The following is an 18,730-nucleotide window of genomic DNA, read 5'->3' as shown; positions in this document are numbered from 1 at the left end:
TTAAATCTCTATTTTTGGATTATCTTAAAATTTATATTGAATATCATAATTTTAAGAATAGCAAAGATATAAAAGGCACAAATATAACTCAAGTCCCTTCATATCACGAAGTTAGGAATGCAATTAAAGGATTGAAAATTTATGGTACACCACTACAGAAGTCCCCAAAATCATTTATTGGATGCTCTCCGTTAGATGCCAATTTGCCACCTTCAAAGTTCATAAATCTTCATCTAAATCTAGAAGAGGATGTTAGCAATCTGCCTGTGCTTTTAAGTAAATTTATACATGAATTTATGGCTACAAGATTAGATAATCAGAGAAATGGGACAGATGCCCAGCCTATTATTGACAATAAGGTTTCTGAAAAAATTCATAGCTTGAGCATCATTTTAGATGATTGTGCAAATTCACTTGAAGTACTCAAAAGAGCTGATGCAATTCTTACTGCGCTAATCAGCCTGATTTACTACGATAAAATTTTTGAAACAAAGATCAACAAGGGTAACATCCAGCAGTTTGAATCAGCGAATTATTCTAAATTTATGCTAAGTGAAATTCACGGCTCTGCAAACCAAACTATAATTGAGAATGCTATCAATCAAGATCGTCGCAACTCAATCAATCATACAGGCATGGATTATTTTTCCGATTTGTTCCAAACGCTTTATGAATTACTTGAAAATGATAAAGATATAAAAACCATAAAGCCTAAAAAAGCAACAATATTTATCACTTGTGGTATGAGGGACATACTTTATGAACATACATTTAGTAAAGCAAGTCTAAGTAAAGGTCTAAATGATATGGTGAAAAATTTATCACCAGAAAATTTATATGAGATCATCAATCTGTAAGGATGCAGACAACTTAACAGTCCGTATGATATACCAGTATCATCAAATTTATGGGTTTAACATCACTTACAAGCATCTAAAGAATATGGGTAGATTTATTTTTTTACAGTCTGCCCATAATTATGAATCGATAAAATCTCATAAACAGAATGTATAAGATCAAGAAAACTCATCCAAGATGAAAGTAAAGATAAGCAACAGTAAAAAACCAAATACAACAGACCATTCAAGCATAAGACCAAAGTGGATATTTGCAAAATTCCCCACCTTAAAATCAGTTTGGAATTCTACTAGAAATTTTCTTTCAACTAATATGATGTCCAAATAAGTAAAAAGATGTCTCTTTAGATATCACCTAATCCAATGTTTGATGAGGGGTAGGTTGAGGGGTAAAATCATAGATAAAAAACAAGCCCTTGTAAAAACAAGGGCTTATTTAAATATTTGGCGGAAGCGGTGAGATTCGAACTCACGGAGGACTCACACCCTCGTCGGTTTTCAAGACCGGTGCATTAAACCGCTCTGCCACGCTTCCATGTGCGTAAGAATACAAAGCTTGCCCTCTTTATACAAGAGAAATTTAACTGCAATGTATTCAAATGCATAATGTTTCATCAATTTTAGAGTTTTGCGGCTAATTCAGCACCATCTCGGATTGCACGCTTGGCATCAAGCTCCGCAGCGAGCTTGGCACCACCAATAATATGGTAATTCGCTGAAGTATTTTCACCGTCTTTAGGCATGAGATCCTTCACCGACTCTTGCCCTGCGCATACGACAATGGTATCTACACGCAATAATTGATCATGACCATTATGTTCAACCCATAAGCCCTCATCGGTCACGGCTTTATACTGCACACCACGCAACATACGTACCGCATGCTTTTTCAACTGTGCACGATGTACCCAACCCGAGGTCTTACCCAGACCAATCCCAAGCGGTGTGGTTTTACGCTGCAATAAATAGATCTGACGCACTGGAACTTCAACTTCTGGACGCTGCATCCCGCCTTCAGAGATATAGTTAGGATCTGGATCAACCCCCCACTCACGTTGCCATTCAGCTAAAGGTTGTGGCTGAGGTTGATGTGGTGGTTTTAACAGGAACTCTGATACGTCAAAGCCAATCCCGCCTGCACCAATCACGGCGACTTTATGCCCCACTTCTGCACCGCGTAATACTTCTGCATATGACAACACTTGAGGTGCGGTACTGCCTTGAATTTTTAATGCGCGCGGTACAACTCCTGTTGCAACAACCACTTCGTCAAAACCTTCACGTTCTAACTGCTCGCGACTTACACGTGTATTCAAACGGACATCTACACCTGTCTGTTTCAACTGCACTTTAAAATAACGAATCGTTTCATGGAATTCTTCTTTCCCAGGAACGACCTTGGCTAAATTAAACTGACCGCCGACATCATGATTGGCTTCAAACAGCGTTACGGCGTGACCACGGCTTGCAGCCACAGTTGCAGCTGACATCCCAGCGACACCACCGCCGACAACGGCAATACGTTTTGGTTTTTTAGTTTTGATATAAACCAGTTCTGTTTCATGACAAGCCTGTGGATTGACCAAACAGCTGACACGTTCATTCTTAAATGCATGATCCAGACAGGCTTGGTTACATGCGATACAGGTATTGATTTCATCCACACGATTGGTAGCCGTCTTATTCACCCAATAAGCATCTGCCAAGAATGGGCGCGCCATTTGCACCATATCAGCCTTGCCAGAAGCAATAATCTCTTCAGCAACATCAGGCATATTGATACGGTTGGAGGCAATCACAGGAACTGATACATGCTGTTTTACCGCTGCGGTATAGTCGACGAATGCGGCACGTGGCACTGAAGTCACAATCGTAGGTACACGGGCTTCATGCCAGCCAATCCCTGTATTAAGCAACGTAATCCCTGCTTTCTCTAATGCTTTAGCAACCACGATCACTTCTTGCATGGTATTGCCGTCATGCACCAGATCAAGCAAAGAGAGACGGAATGCGATAATGAATTTTTCACCGACTTTGGCCCGGATCGCTTTGACAATCTCTACAGGGAAGCGCATACGATTTTCAATATCGCCGCCCCAACGGTCAGTACGTTTGTTGACATGACTGCTCAGGAACTGGTTAATTAAATAACCTTCTGAACCCATGATTTCTACGCCATCGTAGCCTGCTTTTTTTGCCAAGCTTGCACAACGGGCATAATCCTCAATGGTTGCCAAAATTTGAGAATCCGACATCTGACGCGGTTTAAAGGGATTGATCGGCGCCTGAATTGGGGATGATGACACTGAAAATGGGTGATAACCATAGCGGCCAGAATGCAGGATTTGCATCAAGATTTTTGCACCATGCTTATGCACTGCGTGAGTCACAAGACGATGATGAGGAATATCTGCCAAGCTATTCATGGTTCCGCCAGCAGGGAGTAACCAACCTTGACGGTTTGGAGAAATACCTCCAGTAATAATTAAGCCAACCCCACCCTTCGCCCGTTCACCAAAATAAGCAGCGAGCTTTGGATAGTTAAAGAAACGATCTTCTAAACCTGAGTGCATTGAACCCATTACCACGCGATTTTTAATGGTGGTAAAACCTAAATGTAATGGTTTTAAGATATTTGCATAGCTAGTCATGATATTCCTTCTTAATTTTGGCTTTGCAACTTGTTGCATAGTACTTTAATACTTTTTTGTTGATTTGGGATGACCCTAGATAAAAATTTAATGGTTGAAAGTGTCAATTCAGCTTCAACAGCGATAACAAGCATCTTCATGCTGTCTATTAAGCATTGCAATCTAATAAAACCAAACATAAAAAAGCAGCCATATTGCTATGGCTGCTTTGAGGTGCAAACTTAAATCATTCCAGTCTCACTTAAGGAATAAAATGACTATTTCTCCAATCAAATACTAATATAAAAGCAAATCAATGCTGCTGATGACCTGAATAAGCAAGAGGATCTTTTTGTACTTTCATTTTTAAAGAACTCATCACGATTCCCAAACAGATCAACACCGCACCGATCAAGATGTTTAAGCTTAAAGGCTCATGCCAGATCAAAGAGCCAAAAAACAGACTCAAAATTGGAATACACATAATTGAGATCGAAGCCACAAAGGTATCCACCTGACTGACAATCCAGTTCCAAAGCACAAATGCAAAACCAGTTCCAATCACTGCAATATAAAACAGTGCTGATTCATTTAAAGGATTCAACCAAACTTGAGCATCAACAGGTTCAAAGCATAAAGCCATGATGAACATGAGACTGCCACCCAGCAAAAGCTGCCAAATGGTCAACTTGATTTTGTCATAACTCGCAAAATTCTTTTTGATAAAAACGGTCGATAATGCCCAAAAGAACCCTGAACCAATCAATAATACTTGTCCTAGCAATGACATATTCAGATGCACATGATGCAGTTGCGGCCAGAGAATTGCGATCAATCCCAATGCTCCAAGAACCAGTCCAATAACTTTCTGCTGATTCAATCGTTCATTTAAGAAGTAATGTGCCAATACCCCAATAAAAATTGGCATGGTAAAAACCAGTACAGCAGATAAACCTGAATCTACAAATTGCATGGCAAAAGTCTGGGTGGCATAGAAACCAAAACAGATCAACATGCTTAAAATGACCAAAGGCTTCCACTCAGCGGGCTGTGGCAAAATAGATTTTTTTAAAATCCGTTGCACTAGCATCAAGGTTAATGCCGCTAAAATCAATCGCGTAGAAATAAATAAGAATGCTGGGAAAACTTGTAAACTATGCTTGACCAAGCCCCATAACGAACCCCAGACCAAACACAGTAATGCAATTGCACTGACGACTCGAATATTCACATTTGCTACTCAACCGCTAGAAAGTCTGCTTAGTGTATAAAACAAATGACATCATGAATAATGTTATGTTTTAATAGATACATCATTTTTTTTGATGCTAATCTGATTTTGCATGCTGTTCTTGAATGGCTGAGATATTGAGGAGTTGCCGTGAATATTGATATTAGCGATATCCGATCTTTTGTGACTGTGGCAGAGCTAAAAAGCATTACCGCTGCGGCTAATAAGCTCAATTATTTGCAGTCTAATATGACTGCCAAAATAAAAAAGATTGAAAATCACTATAAACGCCAATTGTTCATCCGCAAGCCCAAAGGTGTGGAACTGACTGAATCAGGCATGAATTTGTATACTCAATACAAAAAAATGATTTTTACGTGGGAAGAAACTGAAAATAAAATCTATCAACAAGAAAATGTACTGCGCTTTGGCACCAATACCAGTCTAGGCGGTATGCGTTTTTACCCCTCTTTTAGCCAGCTCTATGAAGCCTATCCTGACCTTTCGATTACCATGAAGACAGGTCCAACAGGTTACATCGAGGATGAGATTTTAGCGGGCAATCTGGATATTGCCTATGCCCTGGGACATCCTAAACATAGAAATCTACAATATATTCAAAAGGCAGAAGATCAACTGGTCATTATCGGTAAAAACATGATCAACCATGATAGTCTGGAGGAATGTCTGAATCATCAAAATATCTTGCTGGCGTCTGAGCAATGCTGCTATGCCACAACCTTAGATAGTATCTACACAGACTATAAGCTTAAAAAAGGTGAACTCACTCATATTTATGATCATGAAGCCTTAATTCATTTTACCCAATTGGGTATGGGCATCTCGATGATTGCCAAATCATTGATCGAAAAATATAACATTCAATATTATCGGGAAACGCCTGAGCAGTATCGGGATATCGGGCTCTATCTGATTACACGCCATGATCATGTGTTTACCCCGATTGAGAAACAATTTATTGGCTTAAATGATTCGCTTTGATACAAGTTCGGCTTTACAAAATGAACAATGCTAATCAATCACAGGGACTTTAAATATAGGCTGTTTCTCCCACTTAAATATAGAGAAATATAACATCAGCACCCCAAGAACGGTTCCTACTGGAAAGTTATTGAGCATAAATACGGTCATAAAGATTGATCCAAACTGGCTGCTTGTACTCCCAGTTTTCACACTTCTTGCACATACAAAATGAACAAAAACTAAAGCAAATACCCCCAAGAAACTCCCAATCGAATATTGAGGAATATTCTCATAAAAACGATAAACAACTTTATAGATGAGAAGCGCGATTACGGCAATTGCCACCATTTTATGTAACGTTGAAAGAGTTTGATTTTGATCAACCACCATATTTTTATTTACCCTTTTCTATCATCTTATCGTAAAACTTTATATTTTTCTGATGTTAATCTATTTTTCAAATGAAAAAAAAAGAATTCCTTTCCCAACAGAAAAAAAATTGATTTGAAAAGTGATATAGTACTGAGCGTATAAATTCTCTTTGGTCACCGATGTATTAGGGTGCCTATTTCGAAATAGTTAGGACTAGCAATGACTGATAATGCAACGATCTTGCAGCATGTACCAGTAGGTAAAAAAGTTGGGATTGCCTTCTCTGGTGGTTTAGACACTTCAGCAGCTTTATTATGGATGAAACAGAAAGGCGCAGAGCCTTATGCATATACTGCAAATCTGGGCCAGCCTGATGAAGATGACTATGATGCTATTCCAAAAAAAGCTGAACAGTACGGCGCAGTCAAAGCTCGATTAATCGATTGTCGTTTACAACTTGCACTTGAAGGGATTGCTGCAATTCAATGTGGTGCATTCCATATCAGCACTGGTGGTGTACCTTACTTCAATACCACACCTTTAGGTCGTGCAGTAACAGGTACCATGCTTGTTACCGCGATGAAAGAAGATGACGTCAACATTTGGGGCGACGGCTCGACTTATAAAGGTAACGATATTGAGCGTTTCTATCGTTATGGTTTATTGACCAACCCTGCCCTCAAAATCTATAAGCCTTGGTTAGACCAAACCTTTATTGATGAGTTAGGCGGCCGTGCCGAAATGTCGCAATTCTTAATCGACAATGGTTTTGACTATAAAATGTCAAAAGAAAAGGCGTATTCAACTGACTCGAATATGTTGGGTGCGACGCACGAAGCCAAAGATTTAGAATATTTAAATGCTGGTATCAAAATCGTAGACCCAATCATGGGCGTTGCGTTCTGGAAAGACGACGTTGAAATCCAGCCTGAAGAAGTGAGCATTACTTTTGAACAAGGTATGCCAGTGGCACTGAATGGTCAACGTATCGAAGATCCAGTTGAATTCATTTTAGAAGCAAACCGTATCGGCGGTCGTCATGGTCTAGGGATGTCTGACCAAATCGAAAACCGTATCATCGAAGCGAAATCTCGTGGTATCTATGAAGCACCGGGTATGGCTTTGTTACATATCGCTTATGAGCGTTTGGTGACGGGTATTCATAACGAAGATACCATTGAACAATATCGCATTAACGGTTTACGTTTAGGTCGCCTACTTTACCAAGGCCGCTGGTTCGACTCACAAGCGCTCATGCTTCGTGAAACGTCACAACGTTGGGTTGCTAAAGCCATTACAGGTACTGTGACTTTAGAATTACGCCGTGGTAATGACTACACCATCATGAACACAGAATCTCCTAACCTCACGTATGAAGCTGAGCGTTTAACTATGGAGAAAGGTGATTCAATGTTTACGCCAATGGATCGTATCGGTCAGTTAACTATGCGTAACCTTGACATTACCGATACCCGTGCAAAATTGGGTATCTATACTGAAACAGGTTTGCTTGCAGTTGGTCAAGGTTCTGCAATTCCTCAATTGGAAAACAAATCAAAATAAAAGATTAGTAAATTAGTTTACTATTTTGAAAAGGCTGAATATTTTTATTCAGCCTTTTTTATTTTATCAAAGAAAATAGAGATGATTGAATCATCGCATTTATAGAACAATACGTCGCATTAAAAGACTATTTATCCCTATTATGAATCGATAATATAACCATTAAGCAATACATAATAATTTGGGAGATGAAAGATGAATGCTTATCTACATCGTAGTGAAAACCGTGGTCATGTCAAAGCAGGTTGGTTAGATACCTATCATAGCTTTTCATTTGGTAGCTGGTACAACCCGAAATATATGGGTGTCAGTGCGCTACGTGTGATCAACGATGATACGGTTGCTGCACATAATGGTTTCGGTACCCATCCCCATGACAATATGGAAATCTTGACCTGTGTACTTGATGGCACCATTTCACATAAAGACAGCATGGGCAATGAAGGCCAGATCAATGCCGGTGAATGGCAGTTGATGAGCGCTGGAACTGGGGTCACCCACAGTGAAATGAACAAGCATGATAAAGCGGTGCATCTGTTACAAATTTGGATTCAACCCAATGTGCAAGATGCCGAACCAACCTATCAGCAAATTCAACTCAATCCGAAAGATCATCCAAACCAATGGCACTTGATCGCAGGTGATGAATCTGCACCGATGTCGATTCGCCAAAATGCTGAAGTGAAAACTGCAGTGATTGAGAAAGATCTGCATTTAGAGATTACAGCACGGAAAAAAGTCAACTATGTGCATGTGATTTCAGGTGAAGTGATGATTGCCGATCATTTGGTAAAAGCAGGTGATGCATTATTGTTTGATGAGACTGCAACCATTACTGCATTGCAAGACAGTCAAATGATTTGGTTTGACCTTCCTTAAACTCGGTTTAACTTGTACCTCTTAACCTCAAGAGGTACAAGCTTTTTAATCATTACTACTATCACAACTGTTTGAATCTGAATTTGATTCAGTATTAAAACTACAATTATCCATGCGTCTATCATCATTATCTTGAAATGAGTCGCCGCTAGATGTGGTCGAAGAATATGAATGGTTATAATCAGAAGAATCTGGTGTAGTGCCAGTGTTCTTTGCAAAGAAAAACAATAAAACGAGACCAATCAAAATAACTAAAAGAATAAACATCAGCATCACTATCCCCTATTGTGACCCAATCTTTATTTCACACTATAGCTTAATTTTATCCAAGAATAATCGGCATTAAAAAAGCCCGATTAACGGGCTTTTCTACAACCTTGAACATTTTTAAAAACGATTTAAACCGTTTCGTTCGTTGTTAGCTGTGTATTCAGGTCATCATATCTTTGTTCATTTAGGCAAGATTTCTCTTAAATCCCAAATAGTATATGACTTCCTTATTGTTTAAATTAGCACCAACAGTGGGTTGGGTCAAGTAGCATTATTCTCTAAAGATTAGGCTATAATAAAAAAAGCCCCAAATCTTTTCGACTCAGGGCTTTGGAGTTTTCTTCACTTCATTCGAAGCTATAAACTTAAAAATCTTGGTAGGTATATCCAGACTCGAACTGGAGACCTCTACGATGTCAACGTAGCGCTCTAACCAACTGAGCTATACACCTAGAATGAGAAGCATAATATTCATTTTTTATGAGCTTCACAAGTTTTTTTACGACTGTTTTAGTGCAATCGCACAGTCTTTAAGCAAGCGCTTAAATTCTTGAATATTTCCGCTATCTTTTTGCTCTAAAAAAACAATTTGTTGATATAACACAATCGTTTGTTCAAATACCTGTTTGTCTTGAACCTGATCTGCTAAACGCTGTATCCAGACCTGAAAAGTCTCTGCGGGTTGTTTATGCAAATGTTTAGGCAACTGCTTTTGAAACTTAAATACCGCTCTTTGATAATCTGCCTGCTGTCGCGTTTGTCTCCACCAATACCCCCCCACATAGATCACTAAAATCGTACCAGTGCCTGCAATCAAAACAATTACATAAGTATAACTTGAATCCAAACCGAGTCGGGACAACCAGTTTTTCTGCTTCTCTACATCGTAGCCTACGACTTTGCTTTGCCATTGATAGCTTAAGTAGTCACTCCAAACCCGCATATTTTTTAAAAACTTAAACTGTTGTAAACGCCAAGCCTTGCTTTCATTTCCCCATACCGTCTGGTCTTGTGCCAGATAATTTTGCATGCCTGTATCAATTCGTTGCGGCGCAATCATTGCGGTGGGGTCAATTCTTTTCCATTTACCATCAAGATAAACCTCACTCCATGCATGTGCATCTAACTGGCGTACTTCCCAACTCTGCCCATCAAGTGCTAATTGCCCACCTTGATAACCGATTACCACTCGTGCTGGAATACCAGCGTAACGCATTAGCATGACAAAACTTGAGGCGTAGTGTTCACAAAAACCTTTGCGACTGGAAAACAAAAACTGATCAATACGATCGCCACCTAAAGTACCTGGTGTTAAGGTATACACAAAGCCACTTTTTCGGTACCAAGAAAGCACAGATTGTAGATATTTTTCAGGTTGCTTTTGGCTCTGTTCAAAAAGCTGATGTGCCAATTGCTGTGCTTTTTCATCACGATTCGAGTCAAATTTGAGATTTAACTCAAGTTGACGTGATTGTAGGGAAATTGCTTCCCCCGAGTTAGGTCCTAACCACAACATTGGTATCGGTACATTGCGCTTAACCAATTTAGTCGGGCGAATACTATTGTCTTGATACAACTGCAAATAGCGCTCCTGTGGAATCGAGTATTCCAACCCCATAATCCAGTTGGCTTGCTCATCTGCCGATAAATATTGATAAGGCACACTCCGTGGTGCGGACTGCACATTTTTAATCTGTTGATTAAAGTCACTACTGGTCCATGTACTGCCATCATATTGATCCAACACCAAAGCTCGCCAGTACAGCTCAGATCGATTTGGAAATTGCGACATATTAGCTACAATCCGAAAGGCCAAAGCCGAAGACTGTGATAATTGAGCAATATCTCCTGGTGACATGCGATCACTCATCCCTGTAGTGGCTTGATTACCTTGAATTGGAACCGCCCAGAGTGGTGGTAAACGAGGAAAAAAGATAAATAGAATTAGAAAGAAAGGAATTGCGATTCCAACAAATTTAAGAATTTGTTTAACATCTTGCTTCAGTTGACTGGATGACAATTTATTTTGATTAAATAATCCCGTCTGGATTCGATACAAGCCGACTAAACACATCACAAATGTAGCAAAGACAATCATAGCCATCCAAAATGCTTGGCTATGTAACAGCAAACTCGCACTGACGAATAAGGCAAAATTAAAGATGATTAATAAATCACGTGTGTTTTTCGCTTCTAAACATTTGGCAAATAAACAGGTGCTTAAAAAGGCGACGCCCGCTTCAACCCCAAGGATTGTTTGATAATTGATATAAACGACACCTAAACACAATAGAATAAAGATCATCAAAAACCATTTAGGAAAAGGTGCCCAGCTCTGTTTACGATATCTCCGAACCAATAGCAGCCAGATCACCGCCCATAATCCAGTTAAAGCAGCAGGTGCGAAAGCAGTCTGCCCAAGCAACGCCAGCGCCAAGACAGCTAAGACACAGAAATAGATTTGTTGCGTCATCATTAAGCCTGCGCCAATAAAAGTTTTGCTTTAATCAACTGAACCTGCCCTTGCCCACTTTCCAAACGTGCATGCGGTAAAATCAAGGCATAATCATCACCCAATTGTTCGCATTGTTCGACCAAGCCCATCATAAAACTTAATTTTTCTTCATGACCTTGTGCTGGAATCTGTTGGTAATCAATTTCTAAATGTTGATGACTAGCCTGAGCCTCAAACATTTTGATCAAAAAACCCTGCCCACGCGCCACCTGTTTCCAAGCCACATTCTGATAAGAATCGCCTTGTTGAAAGCCTCTGAGCTCCTTAAATTCATCCAGACGATCATGTGCAGAAGTCGGTTGGCTTTTATGTTCTTTTTGCCAATCATAAGCTTTGGGTGCAATCCATATTTTTTGTTTTGGCGATAAATAAGTCCAAGCCCGCACTAAGCCCAAAGGGTAAGTTGAATAAATTTTAATGGTCTCAAATTCATAGTGTCCGCGTACCGCAACAACAACAGGCAGTTCAATACTGTGTTGAGTCTGGTCTAGATAAACAAGTTGCTCTTGAGTTTGCCACTGGATTCTCAAATAACGTGCTGAACTGACAGGCTGCTTAAATACGAGCTTTAAAATGAGTGTTTGATTGACTTGCCCAACCTCAGGTATCACAACATCGATTTGCAAAGCATGTAATTGTTTAAAGGTCAGATAAAAACTGATACACAAAATGGCGCTGATTAAAAAACAAAATCCTAAAATCAGGTTATTGGCATAGTTAATCCCTGCAATAAAGGTAATCAGAATCAGGATTAAATATAAAAAGCCTTGCTTATAGATAAAAACCAGTACATCTTTTTGTCGTAGCGTTTTACTGACACCCACCTGAAAGCGTTTGGCAATCCATTGGCTAAGCTGCTGTTTGAATCCAGTTTGCATATGCCTACACTCGCTTACAATGCTTCAACCGACTGCAAAAGTTGTTGTACCTCGGCTTCACCCAAACTCATACGATGCGCCGTAACAGCGACAAATACGGTTTGCACATCATCAGTCGTGACAAAACTGCGCCCCTCAACCAAGGCATAAGCTTGCGCTGCTGCCTTCAGTGCAAGTACACCACGTGTAGACAGCCCATGACGTTGCTTACGTGTTTCAGCAGCGAGATCCAGAATATAGTTAAGTACTGCATCACTGAGGAAAACCTGCTTTGCTAACTCACGTAAATGTAAGATATCAGCTTGATTAAACACGGCATCTAATTGATGAATCAGCACTTGGCGAGAGCTTTGCTGCAACAGTAACTTTTCTGCCTGACGAGATGGATAGCCTAGTGACAAACGCATCAGAAAGCGGTCAAGTTGAGACTCTGGTAATGCATAGGTTCCGCTTTGAAATAGTGGGTTTTGCGTTGCCAGTACCCAGAAAGGTTGTGGTAACGCATAATGTATCCCATCTACAGTCACTGCACCTTCTTCCATCGCTTCGAGTAACGCACTTTGGGTCTTAGGACTACAGCGGTTAATTTCATCCGCAAGTAAGATCTGAGTAAACACCGGTCCCTGCTTAAACTCAAACACATGTTCTTTTTGATTAAAAATATTGATGCCGATGACATCACTGGCCAACATATCATTGGTGAATTGAATCCGTTGAAAATGCAATCCTGCCAGACGTGCCAGAGCACTGGCCAAAGTGGTTTTACCCAATCCTGGTAGATCCTCAAACAGTACATGCCCACCTGCCAATAGACAGGTCAAAGCCAATTTAGTTTGCTGAGGTTTATCTAAAATCAGCTGATTCACTTCAATTAAAAAGTGCTCAATCTTCTGTGCAAAACTTTTAATATCTTGTTCTAATGACTGATTTTGCTGTTTTTTGTCCTGAACCGAAGTCTGACCCATGCCCCACATCATATTCTCCCCAAAATAAAACAGTGCATGCTTCAACATACACTGTTTTGCTTTTTTTTCAACGAAATCAATTGATTTCTAGCAAGGACATTTTTTCATATTGCCGCCCGCTGAAGGATAACGCGCATCGATACAATGACGATAAAAAGTCTTGGCATCCATGGGGGTTAGATCAGGATGATGTGCTTTCATATGCTCGACATAGGTTTCATAATCAGGCACACCAACCATGAGACGAAAACTTTGCTGTAAACGTTGCCACAGTACGGCGATACGTGACCAATTCTTCGGTGACAATAGCAAATGCTTCTGTGACATGATGGTGAATTTAATGATCTTCACAATCACTGAACCACCTTGTCGGGCAATTTTAAAGTCCATACTTACTCTCCTTTGATGCTATTCGCAGTCATCGGTGTTTCTGAATAAACTGCAGGCGCTTCATTGGCAGTAGGCGTTGGACTTGCCAAAGCACGGCGTACGATGCCAATCGAAGCAATCACCATCACGATTGCAACAATCATAAAGAACCCACACAACGCAGCGTTGATCTGGTTCGACATCACAATGGTCTGCATTTCAGCCACGGTTTTGGCTGGTGCAAGCACTTCACCACGCGCAATCGCATCCGAGAAACGGTTTGCTTGTGCCAAAAAGCCAATCTTCGGATTTTCATGGAAAATCTTCTGCCAGCCTGCAGTCATTGAGGTAATGAACAAGAAAATAGTCGGGACAATGGTGACCCACACATACTTCTCTTTCTTCATCTTAAATAGAATAACTGTCCCCAAAATCAACGCCATAGAGGCAAGAATCTGGTTACCGATACCGAATAATGGCCACAAGGAGTTAATCCCGCCTAATGGATCAACAACACCTTGATAGACAAAGAAACCCCAACCTGCAACGGCCACAAACGTTCCAATCAAATTACCCACAAATGAACTAGATTGTTTTACCGCTGGTACCACAATACCGACTGTATCTTGAACCATGAAACGACAGGCACGTGTTCCTGCATCTACCGCAGTTAAAATGAATAAGGCTTCAAATAGAATGGCAAAGTGATACCAGAATGCCATCATTGAACGGCTATTGAAAATTTCCGAAATGATGTGCGCCATACCAATCGCGAAAGTTGGTGCACCACCTGTGCGTGATAGAATTGAGCTCTCGCCCACTTCTTGCGCCAACAAGGTCAGCATTTCAGGACTAACGACAAAACCAAGGTTACGTACTGCTTCCGCAGCAGTATCAACCGTTGTGCCCAGAACTGCCGCAGGTGCATTAATCGCAAAATAGACACCTGGATCAAGTACCGTTGCACAGATCATGGCCATGATCCCGACAAAGGATTCCATGAGCATCCCACCATAACCAATCATACGAATATTGACTTCGTTATCGACCAGTTTTGGCGTTGTCCCTGAAGCCACCAAGGCATGGAAGCCCGAGATGGCACCACAGGCAATGGTAATAAATAAGAAAGGAAATAAACTACCTGCAAATACAGGCCCTGTGCCATCAATGAAATGCGTCACCGCTGGCATTTTCAAATCAGGCATCGCAAAGATAATCCCGATCGCCAAACCTGCAATTACACCGATTTTTAGGAAAGTGGAAAGATAATCACGTGGTGCTAATAACAACCAAACAGGTAAAACTGACGCGATAAAACCATAAATAATCAAGGCCCATGTCAACTGGGTACCACTCAGGGTAGATAACTGCCCCCAATATGGATCTTTTGCAACATCACCCCCATAGACAATTGCAGCCATCATTAGTACAAAACCAATGATTGATACCTCTGCAATTTTTCCTGGGCGCAGATAACGCATGTAAATGCCCATGAATAGCGCGATTGGAATGGTAGCTGCAATACTAAATACCCCCCATGGGCTATGTGCCAGTGCCTTGACCACAACCAATGCAAGCACTGCAAGGATAATGATCATCACACCCAATGTACCAAGCATGACAATCACACCCGCAAAGGTACCCAGTTCCTGCTTAGCCATTTCTCCCAAAGAACGACCATCACGTCGTGTTGAAATAAATAGAACCAGAAAATCCTGCACCGCACCAGCAATCACCACCCCGACCAAAAGCCAGATCGTCCCGGGTAAATAACCCATTTGCGCTGCTAGAATCGGCCCAACCAAAGGACCAGCACCTGCAATCGCAGCAAAGTGATGTCCAAATAAAACGTATTTATTGGTTGGAACATAATCCAGACCATCGGCAAGACGATGAGCTGGTGTTAACCGTTTGGGATTTAATTCAAAAACTTTGTTTGCAATAAATAAACTATAGAACCGATATGCAATGCTATATACACAGACCGCCGCAAGAACCAACCAGACTGCATTGACATGCTCACCACGACTAACCGCCAAAATCCCAAATGAAATTGCCCCAACAATGGCAACCAAACTCCATAGGAGTTTTGAGGGAAGTGATGACTTTGCTTGTGTTGTCTCCATTCAAAAAACCTCTCAATACATAACGCGTGGCTAGGGTCTGTTGATATTTCACAGATGCATGCGACAGAGGACATTTTATAGATGGCACAAGGCATGTTTTATGCCATTTAGCTATTCTAAATAAATAAAATATAACGTAGTGGCATCAAAAAATGTCCCTGTCCCGTAAGGTTATGGCTAAAACTTCCCTAAACTGCGTTATGAAACTTGACAAGGGTATCTCCATTGCCTGCGTTTCATGCCTTGTTTATCTCGTTTTAGCCGATAACGCATGCATGGTTGAAATGTCAACAAACCCTATTAGATTTCCCTTTCCATATTTTCTGTAGAAGAAATATCTTTGTAAGTTTACCTTCTAGCTACAATTATTTATCTAATACTTTGGCATAAAAAAAGGGATGATTGTTTAATCATCCCTTCGATAATTGTATATCTTGAGTAGCTCGGCCACTCATTCACAATTATGCACGCTCTAGGTAATCACCCGTACGCGTGTCTACACGAACACTTTCTTCTTGCTGTACGAATAATGGAACACGTACCACAGCACCTGTTTCAAGTTTCGCAGGCTTACCGCCACCGCCAGAAGTATCACCACGCACACCTGGATCAGTCTCAACAATTTTGAGTACAACGAAGTTCGGTGGGCTTACAGTTAAAGGTACGCCATTGAACAACATAATCGTACATTTTTCATTAGAATCATCTTTTAACCATTTCGCAGCATCACCCATTGCTGTTTTATCAGCAGCGATTTGCTCGAAAGATACAGGATCCATGAAGTTCCACATTTCGCCATCGTTGTAGAGGTAATCCATTTCAACTTCTACAATATCAGCTGCTTCTAAAGAGTCACCTGATTTAAATGTTTTTTCTAATACTTTACCAGAGCGAAGGTTACGTAATTTCACACGGTTAAATGCTTGACCTTTACCTGGTTTTACATATTCATTTTCCATGATTGAACATGGGTTACCATCAAGCATAACCTTAAGGCCTGCTTTAAAATCATTTGTAGAATAATAGGCCATGAAAGGCGCACTCCAAACTTAAAACTCAAATCTATTAATGCTAGACTAAGCACACAGCTGCGGCTAACACTATTTTTACGTATGGCATGATAAACTATTTACATCAAGAGCAAAACTGGCAATCACAACTCAGTGATCTAATTACCGATCCTTTAGAGCTGTTAAATCTGCTTGAGTTATCTACCGATCAGCTATTATCAGGTGCAATCCTCGCCTCTGAACAGTTTAAATTGCGCGTACCGCGTGCATTCGTCGGAAAAATGAGCATTGGCGATCCGCTTGACCCTTTATTGCTACAAGTATTACCACACCATCTGGAGCTGGAACAACATCCCGAGTTTGTCACCGACCCACTCGGCGAAGAAGCGGCCAATCAAATGGCTGGGGTTTTACATAAGTATCAATCGCGTTTTTTGCTGACGTTAACAGGTGCATGTGCAATTCACTGCCGTTACTGTTTCCGTCGCCATTTTCCATATCAGGAGAATTTGCCTAAAAATGACGACTGGATCAACATCAAGCAATATATTGAGCAAAATCCACAAATCAATGAAGTGATTTTAAGTGGTGGTGATCCACTCACTTTGAATAATCGAAAAATTTCTTTATGGTTAGAACGTCTAGCATCTCTCCCTCAGATTAAGATATTGAGAATTCATTCACGCGTTCCGATTGTGATCCCGAATCGTATTGATGAAGAGCTAATTTCTATATTAAAAAACAGTAGGCTGCGCATTGTAGTAGTGGTACACTCAAATCACGCAGCTGAACTCGATGATTTCACCTGCTCGAAGTTATTGCAGTTATCACTTCACCATATAACCGTGCTGAATCAGGCGGTTCTACTCAAAGGTGTGAATGATTCTGCAGAAACGCTCAATGCCTTGAGTCTCCGTTTATTTGAAGCACGAGTAATGCCCTATTACCTTCATGTTTTAGATAAAGTCAAAGGTGCTCAGCATTTTGATTTAAGATCTTCAGAGATAGATCAGATATACAGTGATGTATTAGCGAGTTTACCTGGATATTTAGTTCCTAAACTTGTCAGGGAAATTGCGGGCGAAAAAAATAAAACACCGCTTTTTGGGGTTCAAACGTTCTGAGATTGATTACACAATGATGAATAATGCTTTTTCGGATATTTTTCAAATTCCAACAGTTTTGAGACGGGACAAACTCAGTTTCTGTGATACCAATTCAAAAAGTCTGAATGAATGGGTCTCAAACCTGTCGATTATGCAGTTAGGTGATACTTCGAAGGCTTTATTTGCCGCCTTATTAGAACTTAGTGAATTAGAATGTTCTGAAACCCTGCGCTTTGATTTAGTGCAGGTTCTACACCCGACTATTGAAAATGTTCTGGGCAGTCTGGAAAAAAACTTTTTTAATCAGGGTGTGATCAGTTCAGACCGTAATGAGCACATCATCGAGTTGGCGATGTTATTGCGTTGTTATTTTGCCGCCATCTATATCAATATTGTGCGCCGTAGTAACGATCAACTCGATCAGCAAAAGTTTTCTATTTTTGCTCTAAATCAAAAGAAGAACCTGCAAACGGCAAGAACACTTGCCACCTTTCAATCGCTGCAACAATTAACACAGCTACTCTATCAACAACATATGTTGTATAGCGAGCCTGTTGCAGGGCAATGGCTAATTGCACATCAACTCTATGATGCAGCAGTCATGCATAAATACCAGCATACCAACCTCGATCAAGCTCAGGGCAAACCAAGCGCGATTAGCAACATTAGCCAAGCTTATGCCCAATTGATTTTGATGGATATTTTTAATACCAATCAAATCCGTCAATCTGAAATTCAGGCTTTATTCCAGTGTAGTTTTGACTGGGCTAAAATGGTTCAAGTGTTATCTAAAGAAACAGATTTAACCAAATATGTCGTAGATACTACGAAAGACCATCCACCAATTTATAATAAAAAGCAAAGCTCAGGCTTTAATCCAAACATATTTATCAGTACCCATAGCCTGTTGGATCATGTCACGGCGACACTGCATAAAAATGCGGAATACATTTCCAAGAATGAAAAAATTTATTT

General features: G+C 40.4%; 14 protein-coding genes, 2 tRNA genes and 2 pseudogenes. 6 read left to right on the top strand and 12 right to left on the bottom strand.

From position 1 onward, the window contains the following. Positions 1-857, top strand: a pseudogene (locus Aba26S_RS17995) (hypothetical protein); the annotation flags it as partial. A 445-nt stretch (positions 858-1,302) separates the two neighbouring features. On the opposite strand, the gene Aba26S_RS17990 reads toward Aba26S_RS17995, so the two are convergent. The 3 genes from Aba26S_RS17990 to Aba26S_RS17980 form a co-directional block, all read right to left on the bottom strand. Then, positions 1,303-1,392: transfer RNA gene (locus Aba26S_RS17990), tRNA-Ser, on the bottom strand. Between the two features lie 85 nt (positions 1,393-1,477). Beyond that, entirely contained in the window at positions 1,478-3,508 is a 2,031-nt protein-coding gene (locus Aba26S_RS17985; protein WP_043973964.1) for an NADPH-dependent 2,4-dienoyl-CoA reductase, read from the bottom strand. A gap of 292 nt (positions 3,509-3,800) precedes the next feature. Beyond that, positions 3,801-4,718, bottom strand: a complete 918-nt coding sequence (locus Aba26S_RS17980; protein WP_043973962.1) for a DMT family transporter — start codon at positions 4,716-4,718, stop codon at positions 3,801-3,803. 150 nt (positions 4,719-4,868) lie between these two features. Here Aba26S_RS17980 and Aba26S_RS17975 point away from each other — a divergent pair, with 150 nt between their 5' ends. Continuing rightward, complete coding sequence (locus Aba26S_RS17975; RefSeq protein WP_043973959.1) at positions 4,869-5,720, top strand: LysR family transcriptional regulator; 852 nt, start codon at positions 4,869-4,871, stop codon at positions 5,718-5,720. A 30-nt stretch (positions 5,721-5,750) separates the two neighbouring features. Here Aba26S_RS17975 and Aba26S_RS17970 read toward each other — a convergent pair whose 3' ends face one another. Then, positions 5,751-6,092 (bottom strand): hypothetical protein, encoded by a 342-nt coding sequence (locus tag Aba26S_RS17970; RefSeq protein ID WP_043973956.1) that lies wholly within the window; start codon positions 6,090-6,092, stop codon positions 5,751-5,753. Positions 6,093-6,293: 201 nt separating this feature from the next. Here Aba26S_RS17970 and argG point away from each other — a divergent pair, with 201 nt between their 5' ends. Together argG and Aba26S_RS17960 are read left to right on the top strand one after the other, a co-directional pair. Then, positions 6,294-7,637 (top strand): argininosuccinate synthase, encoded by a 1,344-nt coding sequence (gene argG, locus Aba26S_RS17965; protein ID WP_004652848.1) that lies wholly within the window; start codon positions 6,294-6,296, stop codon positions 7,635-7,637. Positions 7,638-7,832: 195 nt separating this feature from the next. Next, positions 7,833-8,516 carry a pirin-like bicupin family protein gene (locus Aba26S_RS17960; protein ID WP_005242973.1) on the top strand — a complete coding sequence of 228 codons (684 nt, stop codon included), beginning with the start codon at positions 7,833-7,835 and terminating at the stop codon, positions 8,514-8,516. A gap of 45 nt (positions 8,517-8,561) precedes the next feature. Here the strand turns inward: Aba26S_RS17960 and Aba26S_RS21490 are convergent, their stop codons facing one another. From Aba26S_RS21490 to efp, 8 genes are all read right to left on the bottom strand, one after another. Next, positions 8,562-8,789, bottom strand: coding sequence for a hypothetical protein (locus Aba26S_RS21490; RefSeq protein ID WP_081408464.1), 228 nt, complete (start codon positions 8,787-8,789; stop codon positions 8,562-8,564). 372 nt (positions 8,790-9,161) lie between these two features. Next, a tRNA-Val gene (locus Aba26S_RS17955) sits at positions 9,162-9,238 on the bottom strand. 47 nt (positions 9,239-9,285) lie between these two features. Further along, complete coding sequence (locus Aba26S_RS17950; RefSeq protein ID WP_043973969.1) at positions 9,286-11,259, bottom strand: DUF3488 and transglutaminase-like domain-containing protein; 1,974 nt, start codon at positions 11,257-11,259, stop codon at positions 9,286-9,288. Positions 11,260-11,261: 2 nt separating this feature from the next. Then, positions 11,262-12,179 (bottom strand): DUF58 domain-containing protein, encoded by a 918-nt coding sequence (locus tag Aba26S_RS17945; protein WP_043973951.1) that lies wholly within the window; start codon positions 12,177-12,179, stop codon positions 11,262-11,264. A gap of 14 nt (positions 12,180-12,193) precedes the next feature. After that, positions 12,194-13,153, bottom strand: coding sequence for a MoxR family ATPase (locus Aba26S_RS17940; RefSeq protein WP_043973967.1), 960 nt, complete (start codon positions 13,151-13,153; stop codon positions 12,194-12,196). 78 nt (positions 13,154-13,231) lie between these two features. Continuing rightward, the gene (locus tag Aba26S_RS17935; RefSeq protein ID WP_005271805.1) at positions 13,232-13,534 is read right to left on the bottom strand and encodes a YbdD/YjiX family protein; all 303 of its coding nucleotides are present in this window, start codon (positions 13,532-13,534) and stop codon (positions 13,232-13,234) included. A 2-nt stretch (positions 13,535-13,536) separates the two neighbouring features. Beyond that, entirely contained in the window at positions 13,537-15,639 is a 2,103-nt protein-coding gene (locus Aba26S_RS17930; protein WP_043973948.1) for a carbon starvation CstA family protein, read from the bottom strand. A gap of 461 nt (positions 15,640-16,100) precedes the next feature. Continuing rightward, the gene (efp, locus tag Aba26S_RS17925; protein WP_004652839.1) at positions 16,101-16,670 is read right to left on the bottom strand and encodes an elongation factor P; all 570 of its coding nucleotides are present in this window, start codon (positions 16,668-16,670) and stop codon (positions 16,101-16,103) included. Positions 16,671-16,756: 86 nt separating this feature from the next. Here efp and epmB point away from each other — a divergent pair, with 86 nt between their 5' ends. Both epmB and Aba26S_RS17915 read left to right on the top strand, forming a co-directional pair. Further along, a complete protein-coding gene (epmB, locus tag Aba26S_RS17920) occupies positions 16,757-17,773 on the top strand; it encodes an EF-P beta-lysylation protein EpmB (protein WP_043973946.1) in 1,017 nt (338 codons plus the stop codon). Positions 17,774-17,786: 13 nt separating this feature from the next. After that, positions 17,787-18,730: pseudogene (locus tag Aba26S_RS17915) on the top strand (GTPase); the annotation flags it as partial.

Origin of the sequence: Acinetobacter sp. NBRC 110496 (assembly GCF_000876115.1) — a bacterium.
GTDB lineage: Bacteria > Pseudomonadota > Gammaproteobacteria > Pseudomonadales > Moraxellaceae > Acinetobacter.
This window is presented reverse-complemented; position numbering and strand designations above follow the sequence as displayed.

Bases quoted from the DNA above. Each gene is read 5' to 3' on its own strand.
- Aba26S_RS17970 (WP_043973956.1), bottom strand. From the start codon at position 6,092: ATGGTGGTTGATCAAAATCAAACTCTTTCAACGTTACATAAAATGGTG.
- epmB (WP_043973946.1), top strand. From the start codon at position 16,757: ATGATAAACTATTTACATCAAGAGCAAAACTGGCAATCACAACTCAGT.
- Aba26S_RS17935 (WP_005271805.1), bottom strand. From the start codon at position 13,534: ATGGACTTTAAAATTGCCCGACAAGGTGGTTCAGTGATTGTGAAGATC.
- Aba26S_RS21490 (WP_081408464.1), bottom strand. From the start codon at position 8,789: ATGCTGATGTTTATTCTTTTAGTTATTTTGATTGGTCTCGTTTTATTG.
- Aba26S_RS17985 (WP_043973964.1), bottom strand. From the start codon at position 3,508: ATGACTAGCTATGCAAATATCTTAAAACCATTACATTTAGGTTTTACC.
- Aba26S_RS17950 (WP_043973969.1), bottom strand. From the start codon at position 11,259: ATGACGCAACAAATCTATTTCTGTGTCTTAGCTGTCTTGGCGCTGGCG.
- Aba26S_RS17960 (WP_005242973.1), top strand. From the start codon at position 7,833: ATGAATGCTTATCTACATCGTAGTGAAAACCGTGGTCATGTCAAAGCA.
- Aba26S_RS17945 (WP_043973951.1), bottom strand. From the start codon at position 12,179: ATGCAAACTGGATTCAAACAGCAGCTTAGCCAATGGATTGCCAAACGC.
- efp (WP_004652839.1), bottom strand. From the start codon at position 16,670: ATGGCCTATTATTCTACAAATGATTTTAAAGCAGGCCTTAAGGTTATG.
- Aba26S_RS17940 (WP_043973967.1), bottom strand. From the start codon at position 13,153: ATGTGGGGCATGGGTCAGACTTCGGTTCAGGACAAAAAACAGCAAAAT.
- Aba26S_RS17930 (WP_043973948.1), bottom strand. From the start codon at position 15,639: ATGGAGACAACACAAGCAAAGTCATCACTTCCCTCAAAACTCCTATGG.
- argG (WP_004652848.1), top strand. From the start codon at position 6,294: ATGACTGATAATGCAACGATCTTGCAGCATGTACCAGTAGGTAAAAAA.